Origin of the sequence: Lutibacter sp. (assembly GCF_030692605.1) — a bacterium.
GTDB lineage: Bacteria > Bacteroidota > Bacteroidia > Flavobacteriales > Flavobacteriaceae > Lutibacter.
The window spans coordinates 1-16,065 of sequence record NZ_JAUYUD010000045.1 but is presented as its reverse complement, the minus strand read 5'-3'; the positions used below and the strand labels follow the sequence as shown (position 1 = coordinate 16,065).

18 protein-coding genes are annotated in these 16,065 nt (G+C 29.3%); 12 read left to right on the top strand and 6 right to left on the bottom strand.

Annotated elements, in window-relative coordinates:
• Together Q8S45_RS04095 and Q8S45_RS04090 are read right to left on the bottom strand one after the other, a co-directional pair.
• Window positions 1-681, bottom strand: a complete 681-nt coding sequence (locus Q8S45_RS04095; RefSeq protein ID WP_305601473.1) for a phosphocholine cytidylyltransferase family protein — start codon at window positions 679-681, stop codon at window positions 1-3.
• A 114-nt stretch (window positions 682-795) separates the two neighbouring features.
• Window positions 796-1,611 (bottom strand): 2,3,4,5-tetrahydropyridine-2,6-dicarboxylate N-succinyltransferase, encoded by an 816-nt coding sequence (locus tag Q8S45_RS04090; RefSeq protein ID WP_305601472.1) that lies wholly within the window; start codon window positions 1,609-1,611, stop codon window positions 796-798.
• 94 nt (window positions 1,612-1,705) lie between these two features.
• Between Q8S45_RS04090 and ruvX the strand changes: the two genes are divergently transcribed.
• The 6 genes from ruvX to Q8S45_RS04060 all read left to right on the top strand — a co-directional run bounded on the left by ruvX (window position 1,706) and on the right by Q8S45_RS04060 (window position 5,929).
• The gene (gene ruvX / locus Q8S45_RS04085; protein WP_305601470.1) at window positions 1,706-2,122 is read left to right on the top strand and encodes a Holliday junction resolvase RuvX; all 417 of its coding nucleotides are present in this window, start codon (window positions 1,706-1,708) and stop codon (window positions 2,120-2,122) included.
• Window positions 2,112-2,789, top strand: a complete 678-nt coding sequence (locus Q8S45_RS04080; protein WP_305601468.1) for a DUF1919 domain-containing protein — start codon at window positions 2,112-2,114, stop codon at window positions 2,787-2,789. The genes ruvX and Q8S45_RS04080 overlap by 11 nt, the downstream gene beginning before the upstream one ends.
• A 71-nt stretch (window positions 2,790-2,860) precedes the next feature.
• Entirely contained in the window at window positions 2,861-3,448 is a 588-nt protein-coding gene (gene def, locus Q8S45_RS04075) for a peptide deformylase (protein WP_305601466.1), read from the top strand.
• 3 nt (window positions 3,449-3,451) lie between these two features.
• Window positions 3,452-3,886 (top strand): DUF5606 domain-containing protein, encoded by a 435-nt coding sequence (locus Q8S45_RS04070; protein ID WP_305601464.1) that lies wholly within the window; start codon window positions 3,452-3,454, stop codon window positions 3,884-3,886.
• 1 nt (window position 3,887) lies between these two features.
• Complete coding sequence (gene mazG, locus Q8S45_RS04065; RefSeq protein ID WP_305601462.1) at window positions 3,888-4,667, top strand: nucleoside triphosphate pyrophosphohydrolase; 780 nt, start codon at window positions 3,888-3,890, stop codon at window positions 4,665-4,667.
• Window positions 4,668-5,197: 530 nt separating this feature from the next.
• On the top strand, window positions 5,198-5,929 hold the full coding sequence (locus Q8S45_RS04060) for an SDR family NAD(P)-dependent oxidoreductase (RefSeq protein WP_305601461.1): 732 nt from the start codon (window positions 5,198-5,200) through the stop codon (window positions 5,927-5,929).
• 89 nt (window positions 5,930-6,018) lie between these two features.
• Here Q8S45_RS04060 and lon read toward each other — a convergent pair whose 3' ends face one another.
• Window positions 6,019-8,502: an endopeptidase La gene (gene lon, locus Q8S45_RS04055; RefSeq protein ID WP_305601459.1), complete on the bottom strand. Its 2,484-nt coding sequence runs from the start codon at window positions 8,500-8,502 to the stop codon at window positions 6,019-6,021.
• A gap of 236 nt (window positions 8,503-8,738) precedes the next feature.
• On the opposite strand from lon, the gene Q8S45_RS04050 reads away from it, so the two are divergent.
• Genes Q8S45_RS04050 through Q8S45_RS04035 form a run of 4 tightly spaced genes read left to right on the top strand, consistent with a single transcriptional unit; the run spans window position 8,739 to window position 11,607 of the window.
• A complete protein-coding gene (locus Q8S45_RS04050; protein ID WP_305601458.1) occupies window positions 8,739-9,290 on the top strand; it encodes an RNA polymerase sigma factor in 552 nt (183 codons plus the stop codon).
• A complete protein-coding gene (locus Q8S45_RS04045; protein ID WP_305601457.1) occupies window positions 9,280-9,813 on the top strand; it encodes a hypothetical protein in 534 nt (177 codons plus the stop codon). Before Q8S45_RS04050 ends, Q8S45_RS04045 begins: the two co-directional genes overlap by 11 nt.
• Window positions 9,806-10,873 (top strand): hypothetical protein, encoded by a 1,068-nt coding sequence (locus Q8S45_RS04040; RefSeq protein WP_305601456.1) that lies wholly within the window; start codon window positions 9,806-9,808, stop codon window positions 10,871-10,873. The genes Q8S45_RS04045 and Q8S45_RS04040 overlap by 8 nt, the downstream gene beginning before the upstream one ends.
• 11 nt (window positions 10,874-10,884) lie before the next feature.
• A complete protein-coding gene (locus tag Q8S45_RS04035; RefSeq protein ID WP_305601454.1) occupies window positions 10,885-11,607 on the top strand; it encodes a head GIN domain-containing protein in 723 nt (240 codons plus the stop codon).
• 66 nt (window positions 11,608-11,673) lie between these two features.
• Here the strand turns inward: Q8S45_RS04035 and lgt are convergent, their stop codons facing one another.
• From lgt to cysS, 3 genes are all read right to left on the bottom strand, one after another.
• The gene (gene lgt / locus Q8S45_RS04030) at window positions 11,674-12,489 is read right to left on the bottom strand and encodes a prolipoprotein diacylglyceryl transferase (protein WP_305601452.1); all 816 of its coding nucleotides are present in this window, start codon (window positions 12,487-12,489) and stop codon (window positions 11,674-11,676) included.
• 73 nt (window positions 12,490-12,562) lie between these two features.
• Window positions 12,563-12,811, bottom strand: coding sequence for a membrane protein insertion efficiency factor YidD (yidD, locus tag Q8S45_RS04025; RefSeq protein ID WP_305601449.1), 249 nt, complete (start codon window positions 12,809-12,811; stop codon window positions 12,563-12,565).
• Window position 12,812: 1 nt separating this feature from the next.
• Entirely contained in the window at window positions 12,813-14,291 is a 1,479-nt protein-coding gene (cysS, locus tag Q8S45_RS04020; RefSeq protein ID WP_305601447.1) for a cysteine--tRNA ligase, read from the bottom strand.
• Window positions 14,292-14,571: 280 nt separating this feature from the next.
• Between cysS and Q8S45_RS04015 the strand changes: the two genes are divergently transcribed.
• On the top strand, window positions 14,572-15,285 hold the full coding sequence (locus Q8S45_RS04015) for a glycosyltransferase family 2 protein (protein ID WP_305601445.1): 714 nt from the start codon (window positions 14,572-14,574) through the stop codon (window positions 15,283-15,285).
• The gene (locus tag Q8S45_RS04010) at window positions 15,285-15,905 is read left to right on the top strand and encodes a lipid-A-disaccharide synthase N-terminal domain-containing protein (RefSeq protein ID WP_305601443.1); all 621 of its coding nucleotides are present in this window, start codon (window positions 15,285-15,287) and stop codon (window positions 15,903-15,905) included. The genes Q8S45_RS04015 and Q8S45_RS04010 overlap by 1 nt, the downstream gene beginning before the upstream one ends.
• Window positions 15,906-16,065: the final 160 nt, after the last annotated feature.

The window sequence follows — 16,065 nt, the reverse complement described above, 5'->3', positions numbered from 1 at the left end:
TTAAACTATCTTATTTGCATTTTGTAAGTCTTCAGTAAAATCAACTTCTATACAATTGAATTTTGAAATATCTATAGCCTTAACTTCAATTTTATTTTCGGTAATTGCCATTTCCAAACCTTTTTCAAAATAATCGTTATCCTTACATTTTTCCAGTTGCGAAATCAAGATATCTAAATGATGTTTTGAAATAAAATTAATGCCTACCGCTTCTCCCAAACCATTTTTAACCTCTTTAGAAAGTTCAAAAACAAATCCATTTTTTAGAGTGTATTTTACTTCTTCATCTGCAACACTCGAAGTATTAACCGCTATAAAAGAGTTTTTCTGTTCAATATCTTCAATTAATACTGATAATAATTTATCATCAAAAACAACATCACCATTAAACCAAAGTACCGATTTACCTTTATGTTTTTTCAATCCTTGTAACAAACTTTTTGAAGTGTTAGTGGTATCAAAAAACGGATTGTAAACGTAATTTACCTCTGGAAAACGTTCCATAATTAAGTCCTTTTTAAATCCTACTACTATGGTAACATCATTTATATCGAAATACTTAGAAATATTATTAAGTTGTTTTTCCATAATACTCTCTCCATCTTTTAATAAGGTAAGTGGTTTTGGAAAAGGATTTCCAAGTCGAGAGCCAATACCGGCTGCTAAAATGATAATTTTCAAATTATAAAAATTAGAAGTTATATGTGTTATGCAAAAATAGAATTTTAATATTAATAAATTCATCTTTTACAAAAAGCAAAAAAAACTCCGAAATAATCGGAGTCTTAAAATATTCTAAACGGCAACATCGTTTTCTCGAAGTGCATCATTTAAAGATGTTTTTTTATTGGTGCTTTCTTTACGTTTACCAATTATTAAAGCACAAGGCACTTGGAATTCACCGGCTGGAAAACTTTTAGTGTAGGTTCCAGGAATTACAACTGAACGAAAAGGAACAATTCCTTTCATTTCAACAGGTTTATCACCGGTAACATCAATAATTTTAGTGCTCATAGTTAAAACCACATTCGCACCTAAAACCGCTTCTTTTTCAACTCTAACTCCCTCAACAACAATACAACGCGAACCAATAAAAACATCATCTTCAATAATAACAGGCGAAGCTTGTAAAGGTTCTAAAACGCCACCAATACCAACGCCGCCACTTAAATGCACATTTTTACCAATCTGTGCACAACTGCCAACTGTAGCCCATGTATCTACCATGGTTCCTTCATCTACATAAGCACCAATATTTACATAACTTGGCATTAAAATAGTTCCACTTGCAATATAGGAACCATGGCGTGCAACAGCATGTGGTACTACCCTAATTCCTTTTTCTTTATATCCTCTTTTTAACGGAATTTTATCATGATATTCAAAAATACCTACTTCCATGGTTTCCATTTTTTGAATTGGAAAATACAACACAACCGCTTTTTTAACCCATTCATTTACTTGCCAACCATTTTTGGTAGGTTCTGCAACACGTAGCAAACCATTATCTAATAAATTAACAACTTCTCTAATAGCGTTTTGAGTTAATTCATCTTTTAATAAATCTCGATTATTCCAAGCTTTCTCAATTATTTCTCTAAGATTATTCATTTTTTTAATATGTATTTCGCACAAATATAATGCTTAAAAAAATATTTCACTTAAAATACCTAAATTTGCACACAAATATTAAAAATGTAACCTATTGGCAAGAATTTTAGCATTTGATTATGGTGTAAAAAGAACTGGAATTGCGGTAACCGATGAGTTGCAAATAATTGCATCTGGTCTAACTACCGTCGAAACAAAACAACTATTTTCTTTTTTAAATGACTATTTAAAAAATGAAAATGTTGAATTATTTATTGTAGGAGAACCAAAACAAATGAATGCTTCAGTTAGTGAAAGTGAACAATTTATTATTCCTTTTATTGAAAAATTAAAACTGACTTATCCAAAAATTCCAATAAAACGTATTGATGAGCGTTTTACCTCCAAAATAGCATTTCAATCTATGATTGATACTCGATTAAAAAAGAAGTATCGCCAAAAAAAAGAACTTTTAGATGAAATTAGTGCTACAATAATTTTACAGACCTTTTTAGAAAAAAATGAAAAATAATATATTTAGACAATTAGTTGTTTTTATAAGAAGAAAATATAGAGTTTTTTTTCAAAAAAAGTTCAGCAAAACCGATATTGAACTTTTAAAGGACAAAAATTTTGTTATAGTTTGTGATAATTGTTGGGCAGGATCGGTTTATCAATGGTTAGAGCGCCCTTATAATTCTCCATTTATCAGTGTTGGATTTTATGGAGACTGTTACCTTAAATTGCTTTCAAATTTTGATTATTATATGAACCTACCTGTGATTTTTATTACAGAAAGCAAATATAACTATCGCAAAATAACGTATCCATTAGCAAAATTAGGCGATATTGAATTACATTTCACACATTATAAAACTGAAGATGAAGCTAAAACTAAATGGGATAGACGAACAGCGAGAATGTTAGAAGAAACAAATAAGGATAACTATATTTTTAAAATATGTGATGCTTGGTATGCAAGTGAAAAAAATTTTAAAGATTTTCATAATTTACCTTTTAAAAATAAAATTTCTTTTTCTAACAATAGTTTTAAACATTTGAATTTTAAAAACCATTTTCAAATTTTAGAAAAAGATAAAAATTTGAAAAATCGCGTACCTAATGGAGTTAAACTTTTTAAAATTATGTTTATTTATGTAAATCTTTATCAATGGATGAAAAATAATTTGGCAGCCTAATCAATTTCTCTTTAGTAATATTTTTTTCTTTAACCTTATAATTTGTATTTTTGCAAACCATATAAAATATTATGATTTTACCAATTATTGCATACGGAGATCCAGTTTTAAGAAAAATAGGAATTGATATTGACCAAAATTATTTAGAATTATCTCAACTTATTTTGGATATGAAGGAAACGATGAACAATGCACTTGGCGTTGGTCTTGCAGCACCTCAAATTGGATTAGCCATACGATTATTTATAATAGATACCTCCCCTTTTGCAGCTGACGAGGATTTGGAAGACAACGAACAAGAATTTTTAAGCAATTTTAAAAAGATTTTTATCAATGCTAAAATTATTAAAGAAGAAGGTGATGAATGGGCATTTAGCGAAGGCTGTCTAAGCATTCCTGACATTAGAGAAGACGTTTTTAGAAAAGAAAAAATTACCATAGAATACCTTGATGAAAATTTTGTAAAACATATTGATGTAATTGATGGTATTGCAGCAAGAGTTGTACAGCACGAATACGATCATATTGAAGGAATTCTATTTACCGATAAAATTTCATCACTTAAAAAGCGATTGATTAAAAAAAAATTAGAAAATATAACCAAAGGGAACATAACAACAGATTATAGAATGAAATTTCCCACATTGAAAAGAAAGTAAATTATGGATTTAAAAGATATTGTAGCAATTAATGGTAAACCAGGTCTTTTTGAAGTTAAAGCCCAATCTAAAGGTGGTATTATTGTAGAACCTATTGCAGAAGGAAAAAGGTTCTCAGTTGGAATTAATAGTAATGTGAGTGCGCTGAATGAAATAGCAATTTACACGTATGAAACTGAAATTCCGCTTAGAATTATTTTAAAAACTATCGCGGAAAAAGAAGATGGTAAAGAAGCTATTAACCCGAAAGAATCTGCAAAAGTATTAACAAACTACTTTAGAGAAATTCTTCCAAATTTTGACGAAGAAAGAGTATACACTTCAAATATTAAAAAAATATTACAATGGTATAATTTATTGGCTTCTGTTAATTTTGATTTTTCTTCAATTAAAGAGGAGGAAGAAGAAGTTGAAAAATCTAATTCACAGCAAGCCTAAAATGAATTCAAGAGAACAGCAACTTCAAGCTTTTAGTCGTTTATTAGATATTATGGACGATTTGCGTGCTGGCTGTCCTTGGGATCAAAAGCAAACTTTCCAATCGCTTCGACATTTAACCCTCGAAGAAACCTACGAATTAGGTGATGCCATTTTGAATAACGATCTGGACGAAATAAAAAAAGAGCTAGGCGATGTTTTATTACATATTGTTTTTTATGCTAAAATTGGATCAGAAATCAACGCTTTTGATATAGGTGATGTTGCTAATTCAATTTCAGAAAAACTAGTTCACCGCCACCCTCATATTTACAGCGATGTTAAAGTAGATAATGAAGCAGATGTTAAGCAAAATTGGGAAAAACTTAAATTAAAAGAAGGAAAAGTGTCTGTTTTACAAGGCGTTCCTGCTTCTTTACCTGCAATGATTAAAGCAAACCGCATTCAAGATAAAGTATCTGGAGTTGGTTTTGATTGGGAAAAACCTGAGCAAGTATGGGAAAAGGTTCAAGAAGAATTAAACGAACTCAACGAAGAAGTTAAAAAAGGAAATACGAACAATATCGAATCTGAGTTTGGCGATGTATTATTTTCTATGATTAATTATGCTCGATTTATTAACGTAAATCCGGTAAATGCCTTAGAACGCACTAATAAAAAATTCATAAACCGATTTCAATACCTCGAAATTGAAGCAAAAAAAGTAGGAAAATCGTTACATGATATGACTTTAGACGAAATGGATGTTTTTTGGAATGAGGCCAAACTTATTTATAAATAACCAGATTTAATTTTACCATTTATTTTTAATATTTTTCTATATCAATAGTTGGCACACATTTGATAAAACGAAATAAAAATAGCCGTATGAAAAACAAATCGAAAGTTAGGAATATAATTTGTTGGATATTTATTGTAGTTTTTTTTGTAATTGGAATATTAAATATGATTTTGATTCACCCTATACCCGGAATGTTTTACCTACTAATTTCGTTCATATACTTACCTTCGACAAACACATTTCTCAATAATAAGTTTGGTTTCTCGATTCCACTTGTTGTAAAAATTATCTTTGGTCTTGTTATACTTTGGGCAACATTAGCTGTTGGTGACTTAATGGAAATGTTTGAGTCTTGGCTGGGTATTTAAAATCTAGGAATATAACAACTCCAAAACCTATACCAACACAGGGTAGAATTAATTACTAGTTCTAGTGTACATGCTAAAATCCACGTAGATTTTCTATTCGGTTTTAATTTGCTAAATTAGTTGTTTAAATCGCTCAACAAAACATACACAAACCGTCTATTTATGGAAAAAATTGTAATAATTACTGGAGGAAGCAAAGGTTTAGGCTTGGGTTTAGCCAATGAATATCATAAAAACGGGTATCGTGTATTTTCAATTGCACGCACAAAATTAAAAAAAACGTATTCTATAGAACAATTTACTTGCGATTTAAGTGCACCTGAAACTATTGAATCAACACTTCTCGAAATTTTCAAACAATTAAATGCTGAACAAACTGAAATTATTACCCTCATAAATAATGCAGGTGATTTAGGTGAAATTAATAGCTTAGATCAATTAAATGCAACTGCTATAAGTTATACTATTCAAGTCAATTTAGCAGCCCCTTTAGTGCTAAGTTCTTTATTTATAAAATTTACAAAAGGCTGGGCTGCAAAAAAGAAAATTATCAATATTTCTTCAGGCGCAGCAGTTAATCCTTATGGAAGTTGGGCTATGTACTGCGCCTCTAAAGCAGGATTAGATATGGTAACCAAAGTGATTTATAAAGAACAAAAAAGTATAAAAAATGGCGTGAAAGTAGTTTCAATTTATCCGGGAATTGTAGATACGAATATGCAAACCAAAATTAGAAATACTTCCAAAGATCAATTTAAATCAGTAAATAGGTTTATTAATTTCTTTGAAAAAGGAGAACTTTTTACACCTGAAAAAGTAGCAGAAATTATTTATAATCTAGACCGTTCTGGCGCTTTAAAAAAAGGTAAAATTATTGATATCAGAAAATTATAATTAAAAAAAGCTGTTTAAAGTGCATTGTAACATTTTCCAAATCTCCATTTAGAATAACGCAACTATTTCTTTTTAAACAGCTTCTCTTTTTATTTCTTTCTTTTTAATGGAGTACTAATAGTTAACTTTTTAGCATTTTCAACTTTTTGTTTCATCAAAGCAATATCAATAACTTCATTCATTTCCGATACATAATGAAATTTCAAACCTTTCAAATAGGATTGTTTAATTTCTTCAATATCTTTTTTATTTTCAATAGATAATATAATTTCTTTGATGTTGGCTCTCTTTGCCGCTAATATTTTCTCTTTAATACCTCCAACTGGCAATACTTTACCACGAAGTGTAATTTCTCCTGACATTGCTATTTTTGCCTTTACTTTTCGCTGGGTAAATACTGAAACTAACGATGTTAACATAGTAATACCTGCACTTGGCCCATCTTTTGGAGTTGCCCCTTCAGGAATGTGCATGTGTACTTTATAATCATCTAACAACCTAGAATCAATTCCAAATTCTTCAGAATTAGCTTTAATATATTCCATTGCTATGGTTGCCGATTCTTTCATTACATTACCAATATTCCCAGTAATTGTCAATCCTTTTCCTTTAGAAATAATGGTTTCGATAAATAAAATATCACCACCAACACTTGTCCAAGCTAAGCCTGTCACAACACCTGCTACATTGTTATTCTCATATTTATCACGCTCTAAATGTGAAGGTCCTAATACTTTATCAATAGTTTCAATAGAAATATTTGTGTCATATTCTTCATCCATTGCAATCGATTTTGCTGCAAATCGAACCATTTTTGCAATTTGCTTTTCTAAAGTTCTAACTCCAGATTCTCTAGTATGAGCAACTACAATTTTTTCAATTTGAGTCTTTCCCATTTGCAAATGTTCTTTGGTTAACCCATGTTCTTTTAGTTGTTTTGGAAGTAAGTGCCTTTTCGCAATTTCAATTTTTTCTTCAATGGTATATCCTGAAACATTTATAATTTCCATTCGATCTCGCAAGGCCCAAGGAATGGTTGATAAACTATTTGCAGTAGCAACAAACAGCACTTTAGATAAATCGTAATCTAACTCCAAAAAATTGTCGTAAAATGCCATATTTTGCTCTGGATCAAGCACTTCTAACATTGCAGAAGAAGGGTCACCATTGTGGCTAGAACTTGCCAACTTATCAATTTCGTCTAAAACGAAAACTGGATTTGAAGTTCCTGCTTTTTTAATATCTTTAATAATACGACCTGGCATTGCACCAATATATGTTTTTCTATGACCTCTAATTTCTGCCTCATCACGCAAACCACCTAAAGACATTCTTACATATTTCCTTCCCAAAGATTCAGCAATTGATTTTCCCAACGATGTTTTTCCAACACCTGGAGGACCGTATAAACAAATAATTGGAGACTTCATATCCCCCTTTATTTTTAAAACTGCTAAATGTTCAATAATACGTTCTTTTACTTTTTCTAAACCAAAATGATCTCGGTCTAATACTTTTTGAGCGTGTTTTAAATCGAATTTATCCTCAGAATATTCATTCCAAGGTAATTCCAATAATAAATCTAAATAATTACGTTGGATAGAATATTCAGACATTTGTGGATTCATACGCTGTAATCGACCCAATTCTTTGTCAAAAGTTGCTTTTACATCATCGTTCCATTTTTTTGAATGAGATTTCACACGCATTTCTTCCAATTCTTCATCATAAGAAACACCTCCCAATTCTTCTTGAATGGTTTTTAATTGCTGATTTAAATAATATTCACGTTGTTGCTGATCCATATCAGAACGTGTTTTTGACTGAATATCATTACGCAATTCCAATCGTTGCAATTCAATATCCATTTTTTTAAGTGTCAATAGTGCACGTTCTTTTAGATTATCTGTTTGCAATAATTGTTGTTTCTCTTCAACTTTTAGGTTCATGTTAGATGAAACAAAGTTGATTAAAAACGGACTGCTTTCAATATTTTTTATGGCAAAAGTTGCTTCAGAAGGTAAATTCGGATTTTCCCTAATAATTTTAATTGCCATTTCTTTAATTGAATCAACAATGGCTTCAAATTCAGGCTCTTTTTCATCTTTTCTATCTTCAATACATGCTTTAGTCGTTGCTTGAAAATAGGGTTTTTCTTGTACAAAATTTTCAATTTCAAAACGTTTCTTACCTTGAATAATTACTGTAGTATTTCCATCAGGCATTTTTAACATGCGTAAAATACGGGCAACAGTACCAACTCTATGAATATCGTTTACAGTAGGATCTTCAATTCCTTCATTTTTTTGTGAAACAACTCCAATTATTTTATTTCCTTTATAGGCATCTTTTATTAGCTGAATAGATTTATCTCTACCTGCAGTAATTGGTATGACAACTCCAGGGAATAAAACGGTATTGCGTAAAGGTAAAATTGGTAAAATATCTGGAACTTCTTCTCTATTAATTTCTTCCTCATCTTCAGGAGTCATTAACGGAATTAAATCAGCTTCATCGTCTAACATGTGTTGTAATGACAGATTGTCAAGTTTTAGGAATTTTGAATTGCTCATAATTTATATTGGGTCATTTTGTCACAAAGCTACATAGAATTAAGCCTATTAACTTTTACAAAATTTAATTATTTTATTGACTGTTAGTATTTTACTTAAACTTTTAACGTATTTACATTTAATAAATTTCAATAGTTATGCCAAATAAGTTAATTCTATCTAATAATTTTTTGATAAATTTAATCAAAAGTGTAACAGGTTTAAAATGTAATTGTCTTTTAATTAGAAATCGATTTTTGAAAATAGAAATTCAACATAATAACCAACTTATTGATCGTTGTAAAAAGGGAGATAAAACTGCTCAGTTTACAATATACAAGCAATATTATAAGGCGATGTACAACACGTCTTTTCGAATTGTTAATAATAGTTTTGAAGCCGAAGATGTTATGCAAGATTCATTTTTAGCAGCGTTTACAAAATTAGATTCGTTTAGTGGAAATGTATCTTTTGGGGCTTGGTTAAAAAGAATTGTAATTAATAACAGTTTAACAGCGCTTAAAAAAAATCACCGTATTGAAACTGTTCCACTTGAAATTGTCGACATAAAATCTGAAGTTAATGATGAACAGAACGATTATTGTTTATTAAGCTCACGCGATATTTTAAATTCAATTTCAAAACTTAAAAATAATTACAAAATAGCGCTAACCTTATATTTAATTGAAGGTTATGATTATGAAGAAATAGCTCAAATAATGAAAATGACGTATGAAAATAGTAGAACTACTGTTTCAAGAGCAAAAAATAAATTAAGACAACTTTTAACAACAACTTATGAACGATAATTTAGATATAATTTTAAAAAAATTAGAAAACCAATTTGATATTGAAGAACCAGCTATTGGTCATTTCAATAGGTTTGAAAAAAAACTAAATAATGCCCGCAATACTTCTAATAAAAAAGGTTTTAACAAATCTCCAATAATAGCAATTGCAGCCTCCCTACTCCTATTTATTGGTATTTGGATTGGAAAATCACTCTCCAATAATGGGTTAGAATTAGCCAATGTGTCTTCAAAAATGGAAGAAACTCAAAGTTATTTTACAGCTACCATTAAAAATGAACTTGAAACTATTGAAACAAAACGAAACAACGATACTGAACAATTAATTAATGATGCATTAATACAACTTCAAAAGCTCGAAACTCACTATTATAATCTTACCCTAGAGCTCCAAGAAAGCAGAAATGATAAGAGAATTATTTACGCAATGATTTCAAATTTTCAACAACGGATTGAATTATTGCAACAATTATTAATTCAAATTGAAAATGTTAAACAACTTAAAACACAAAACAATGTATAAATTATTACTACTTATTTTTCTTATACCAATAGCAATTACAGCTACAGACAAAAAAGGAAAATACACCAAAAACAAAGTTATTACTAAAGAATTTAAAGTGAATAGCAACGCTTTTTTAAATGTGACAAATAAATATGGAAATATTGATATTGTAACTTGGAATGAAAATTCCATAAGTATTAAAGTAAGTATTACCACAAATGGTGATAATGAAGAAAAAGTGAAGGATAAGTTAGATGAAATTACCGTTGACTTTAGTGGCAATTTAAACGAGGTTACTGCGAAAACTATTATTGAAAAAACAAGCAATTCTTGGAGCCTTTGGGGAAAAAATAACAATGTTAATATGGAGATTAACTATCAAATTAAAATGCCAATTACAAATAATGTAAATCTTAATAATGATTATGGAGGTATTAGTATTGATAAATTAGAAGGAAGTTCTAAAATTAATTGTGATTATGGAAAATTAAATATTGGCGAGTTACTAAGTTCTGATAACCAAATTAATATTGATTACACCAATAATTCAACTATTCAATATATGAAAGACGGATCCATAAATGCAGATTACTCCAAACTACACGTTGAAAAATCTGGAAAAATAAAATTAAATGCAGACTATTCGAATCTGTCATTTGGAATGATGATTGATTTATTTTATGACTGTGACTATGGCGACTTAAAAATTAAAAGTATTGGAAATTTAAAAGGCAATAGCAGTTATATGAACATTAATGTTGATAAATTAAGTGGATCTGGAGAATTTGGTATTGATTATGGCTCATTAAAAATAAACGAATTAAGTGATCACTTTAAGTTAATAAAAGTACAATCTTCATACTCTCATTTAAAATTTGGAATTAATAATAGCAATTCTTTCAATATTAATGCTACATTAAATTATGGAAGTATCAAAGGGGTAGATGGCTTCACTTTTAATAAAGAAATAAAAAATACTACTTCAAAATATTATGAAGGGTTCTACAATAAACAAAATTCAAATTCTCTTATATCAATTAAATCTGGTTATGGAAGTTTAACATTTACAACTAATTAAAAATTATACTCATGAAAATTTTAACAAGCCTATTTGTACTATTTATAGTAAGCACTTCATTAAATGCTCAAATATATTCAAAGAAAATAAAAGGAAATGGTATTATTATTACAAAAACTAGAACGATTACTGATTTTAATAAAATTAGTGTGGCTGGATCTTTTGATGTCAAACTCTTTAAAGGAACTGACAGAGTTATTACCATAAATACAGATGAAAATCTAATGGACTATATTATTACTGAAGTTAATGATGGAAGTCTAAAAATAAAAACTAAAGAAGGTTATGTTATAAACAGCAATAAAAAAATAACCATCACCATACCAATTGATATAATTGAGAAAGTTTCATTGGCTGGCTCAGGCAATATTTTCACTACTGATGTTATTTCTGTAACCGATTTAAAATTAAATTTAGCTGGCTCTGGCAATATGAATTTAAATGTTTCAGCAAAAAAAATAGCCACTACAATTGCTGGTTCAGGAAATATAAACTTAAACGGAAATTCTGATCATTTTTCTTGCAATATAGCTGGTTCGGGTAATTTAAATGCTCCTGATTTTATCGCTTCTATTGCAACCATTGAAATTGCAGGAAATGGAGATGTAAAAATAATGGTTACAAATGAAATTCATGCAAGTATAGCGGGCTCAGGAAACATAATTTATGCTGGAAATCCAAAAATCGTAAAAACAAAATCTATAGGATCAGGTTCTATTAGAAAGAAAAATTAAAGATTTATTTGCAAATAAAAAAGCCATTGAAATCAATGGCTTTTTATATATAATAAATTTTCTAGCTTATTTTTTACGAAACATAAAATAAAGACCAACCATAATTAAAGGTATACTTAATACTTGTCCTGTATTTAAATCTAAAAACCAATTTTCACCACCTTCAACTTGTTCTTCTTTAAAGAATTCTATTATAAATCGAACAGACCATAATAGGGTAAAAAATAGACCAAAAATGTATCCAGGTTGATTCTTTTTGTCTGTTTTCCAATAGGCAAAATATACAATTACAAAAATCACTGCATAACAAACTGCTTCGTACAATTGAGCTGGATGGCGAGGAAAATCTTCACCTAATTGTCTAAAAATAAAACCATAATCACCATTGGTAGGTTTCCCAATAATTTCAGAATTCATTAAATTACCAATTCTGACAAAAGCACCTCCAATTGCAACAGGCATTGTCATTCTATCTAAAATAAACAATACAGGCTTATTAAGCACTTTTTTACTGTAAAAATATAAGGCTGTTATAATTCCAATTACAGCTCCATGGCTAGCTAGACCTGCAAAACCCGTAAATTCAAATTTAGGTGAAAATTTAAATGGCAAAATTACTTCAAGCGGTTTTCTAAATAAAAATTCCGGATCATAAAATAAAAAATGACCTATTCGAGCTCCTAATAAAGTTGCAATTACTACATAGATAAATAAAGAGTCTAATTTTTCTAAGGGAATTTTTTCATTGATATAAACCTTTTTCATTAAATGCAAGCCAAGCATAAATGCAATTACAAACATTAAACTGTAATAGCGCAGTGCAAAGGAGCCAAATTTGATAATTTCTGGAGCTGGGTTCCAATCTATTTGAAGTAGTGTCATTTTAGGTAATTTATTTGTTTCTCTGTTTATTTGTATAAATAAACAATAATTTGTTACTATTTATATAAAAATGCTAGTCCTTTTCGTTGCTTTTAGGCACTGGGTCATACCCACTGCCTCCCCAAGGATGACAACTTCCAATCCGTTTTAACCCCATCCAACCGCCTTTAAACAGTCCATGAATTTTTAAGGCATCTAACATATAATGAGAACATGTTGGTGAATACCTACAACTGGAAGGAATAATTGGCGAAATAGCCGCTTGGTAGAACCGAACAAACCAAATAAATGGCACAGCAATTATTTTAGTGAATTTTCCCATATTAATTTACTGAAAATGTTGTTCCATCTTTTCCGTCTTTTAACTGAATTCCTAAGGATGCTAATTCGTCTCTAATTTCATCTGATAAAGCCCAATTTTTATTATCTCGAGCTTTATTTCTCATTTTAATTAGCATTTCAACAACACCAGCTATCTTTTCTGAAGAGTCACTTTGTAAATCGTTTTGTAATCCTAAAACATCATACACAAAAGAATGAATAGTTGTTTTAAATTCATTTAAATCTAATTGGGTAATGGTTTCTTTTTTATCAACTAATAAGTTCACATATTTTGCTGCTTCAAACAAATTCGCAATTAAAATAGGACTGTTAAAATCGTCGTTTAAAGAATCATAACATTTTTGTTTCCAGTCACTTATGTTTAAAGAAGAAGTTTGAGATGTTGCAACACTATCCAATTTATTAAATGCTTCCATCATTTTTATAAATCCTCTTTCCGAAGCTTCTAATCCTGCACCGGTAAAATCTAACACACTTCTATAATGTGCTTGCAACATAAAAAATCTAGTTGCACTTGGTGTAAATGCTTTACTTAAAATGGTATTTTCCCCAGAAAATATTTCATTAGGTAAAATGTAATTACCAGTTGATTTAGCCATTTTTTGACCATTTAAAATCAACATATTTGCGTGCATCCAATAATTAACTGGCTTCACATTATTTTTAACTTTTGACTGTGCAATTTCACATTCGTGGTGAGGAAATTTTAAATCCAAACCACCTCCGTGAATATCAAATGTTTCACCTAAATATTTAGTACTCATAGCGGTACATTCTAAATGCCAACCTGGGAAACCAACTCCCCAAGGTGAAGGCCATCGCATAATATGACGTTCATCTGCTTTTTTCCAAAGCGCAAAGTCTTGTGGGTTTTTCTTTTCCGATTGCCCGTCTAACTCTCTTGTATTATGAATTGAATCTTCAATATTTCTACCTGAAAGAATTCCATAATGTTCAGTTTCATTATATTTTAAAACATCAAAGTAAACAGAACCATTTATTTCATAAGCCAACCCTTTTTCTAAAATATCTTTTATTATTTCAATTTGTTCAACAATATGACCTGTTGCCGTTGGCTCAATACTCGGTGGTAAATTATTGATAGTTTGCAGCGTTTGGTGAAAATCAACCGTATATCGTTGAACTATTTCCATGGGCTCAATCTGCTCTAATCTAGCTTTTTTAGCTATTCTATCTTCACCTTCATCAGCATCATTTTCTAAATGCCCAGCATCAGTTATATTACGAACATAACGCACTTTATAACCTAAGTGTTTTAAATAACGAAAAACCAAATCAAAAGACATAAATGTTCTTACATTTCCTAAATGAACATTGCTGTAAACGGTTGGACCACAAACATACATTCCAACATTTCCTTCAACAATTGGTTTAAAATCTTCTTTAGTTTTACTTAAAGAATTGTATATTTTGAGCTGATTTGTTTTGTATAATTCCATTAAAAGGTTCTTGAATTTAAGGTGTAAAGATACTAACAAATCCCAAATTGAAAAATTTTATACTAATTCTTAATTTTAATGATACACTAATCGTTAAATATTGAAAATTTAATTTCAACTTAGGTTCTTCAAAAAGCAATTAATACAATAAATCGGTCGTTTAATTTAATTCACAAAAAATATTTTAAATTTGCAAACTCTATTTGGTAAATTTTGGGTTTAAAATTGTTTAAAAAAAGTCAATTAAAGCTATGGAAATAATACTTAAACTAAGAAAATAATGAAATACCAATTTACAATTGTTGTGCCTGTTTATAACGAGGAAGATAATTTAAAACGTGTTGAAAAGGAACTTTCTAACTATATTAAAATAGCTATAAAAAAAACTAAAATTCTTTTTGTTAATGACGGAAGTAAAGACAATAGTCAAAAATTAATTGAAGAAATTTGTCTTCAAAATCCTGATTTTACTTTTATTGAATTTCAATATAATTGTGGCTTAAGTGCGGCAATTGCTGCTGGTTTTAAACATACAGACACAGAATTAGTTGGCTATATTGACTCCGATTTGCAAACTGCTCCCGAAGATTTTAATTTATTATTAGCTGAAATAGAAGAATATGATTTAGTAACTGGCGTACGTTCAAATAGACAAGATTCATTTGTAAAAAACATGTCGTCTACTATTGCAAATGGTATTCGACGAGCTTTCACTAATGATGGAATGGATGACACTGGTTGCCCGCTTAAAGTTATAAAAACCGAATATGCTAAAAACATTCCTATGTTTAAAGGGTTACATCGTTTTTTACCTGCCATGATTTTATTACAAAACGGCAAAATAAAACAAATTCCTGTGCAACATTTTCCCAGAATTGCAGGAGAAGCAAAGTATGGATTATGGAATCGCCTTTTGGGTCCATTATTAGACTGTTTTGCCTATTTATGGATGAAAAAAAAATATTTAAATTACCAAATATCTAAAAAAGGTTAATGAATACTTGGCTTATATATGGCATTGGTTTTTTAGGGCAATTTTTTTTCTTTATAAGATCTATGTATCAATGGTTTATTTCAGAAAAAAACAAAAAAGTAATTACTCCTTCTATTTTTTGGAAATTTAGTCTATTAGCCTCTTTTTTACTATTTATTTATGGTTATCTAAGACACGATTTTGCAATTATGCTTGGTCAAACACTTACCTATTTTATTTACATTCGGAATCTTCAACTGCAAGGTGAATGGAAAAAAATACATCGAATTTTACGTGGCTTTTTACTAATTTTTCCATTGTTTATTGTAATTTATTACTTCAATAATAACACTTACGATTTAAACAATTTATTACAAAATAAATCCATTCCGTTTTGGTTATTAATTTGGGGAATTGTTGCTCAAATTATATTTACATTTCGGTTTATTTATCAATGGATTTATTCTGAAAAAAATAAAAAATCTTCTTTACCCTTCGGATTTTGGATTTTAAGCTTTCTTGGCTCTTCAATGATTTTGGCATATGCCATTTATAGGAAAGACCCTGTACTTTTTATTGGTCATATTTTTGGTGCAATAATCTATATTAGAAATATTATGATTTCTAGAAAAGAAATATAATATATTACATATTATTAAGTTTACCCGTTGTGCATTTATAAAAACAGGAATAAAAGTTGTTCATTGACTATATAAAGTCGTATATTTATTTGTATATCAAGCAATTAAATATATGAACAACTTTAAATCAAATTACGACAAAATTTTAGAAATATTAAAA

Coding starts and splice junctions, on each gene's coding strand:
- Q8S45_RS04090 (WP_305601472.1), bottom strand. CDS start 1,611: ATGAATAATCTTAGAGAAATAATTGAGAAAGCTTGGAATAATCGAGAT.
- Q8S45_RS04080 (WP_305601468.1), top strand. CDS start 2,112: ATGAAAAATAATATATTTAGACAATTAGTTGTTTTTATAAGAAGAAAA.
- def (WP_305601466.1), top strand. CDS start 2,861: ATGATTTTACCAATTATTGCATACGGAGATCCAGTTTTAAGAAAAATA.
- Q8S45_RS04070 (WP_305601464.1), top strand. CDS start 3,452: ATGGATTTAAAAGATATTGTAGCAATTAATGGTAAACCAGGTCTTTTT.
- mazG (WP_305601462.1), top strand. CDS start 3,888: ATGAATTCAAGAGAACAGCAACTTCAAGCTTTTAGTCGTTTATTAGAT.
- Q8S45_RS04060 (WP_305601461.1), top strand. CDS start 5,198: ATGGAAAAAATTGTAATAATTACTGGAGGAAGCAAAGGTTTAGGCTTG.
- lon (WP_305601459.1), bottom strand. CDS start 8,502: ATGAGCAATTCAAAATTCCTAAAACTTGACAATCTGTCATTACAACAC.
- Q8S45_RS04045 (WP_305601457.1), top strand. CDS start 9,280: ATGAACGATAATTTAGATATAATTTTAAAAAAATTAGAAAACCAATTT.
- Q8S45_RS04040 (WP_305601456.1), top strand. CDS start 9,806: ATGTATAAATTATTACTACTTATTTTTCTTATACCAATAGCAATTACA.
- Q8S45_RS04035 (WP_305601454.1), top strand. CDS start 10,885: ATGAAAATTTTAACAAGCCTATTTGTACTATTTATAGTAAGCACTTCA.
- lgt (WP_305601452.1), bottom strand. CDS start 12,489: ATGACACTACTTCAAATAGATTGGAACCCAGCTCCAGAAATTATCAAA.
- yidD (WP_305601449.1), bottom strand. CDS start 12,811: ATGGGAAAATTCACTAAAATAATTGCTGTGCCATTTATTTGGTTTGTT.
- cysS (WP_305601447.1), bottom strand. CDS start 14,291: ATGGAATTATACAAAACAAATCAGCTCAAAATATACAATTCTTTAAGT.
- Q8S45_RS04015 (WP_305601445.1), top strand. CDS start 14,572: ATGAAATACCAATTTACAATTGTTGTGCCTGTTTATAACGAGGAAGAT.
- Q8S45_RS04010 (WP_305601443.1), top strand. CDS start 15,285: ATGAATACTTGGCTTATATATGGCATTGGTTTTTTAGGGCAATTTTTT.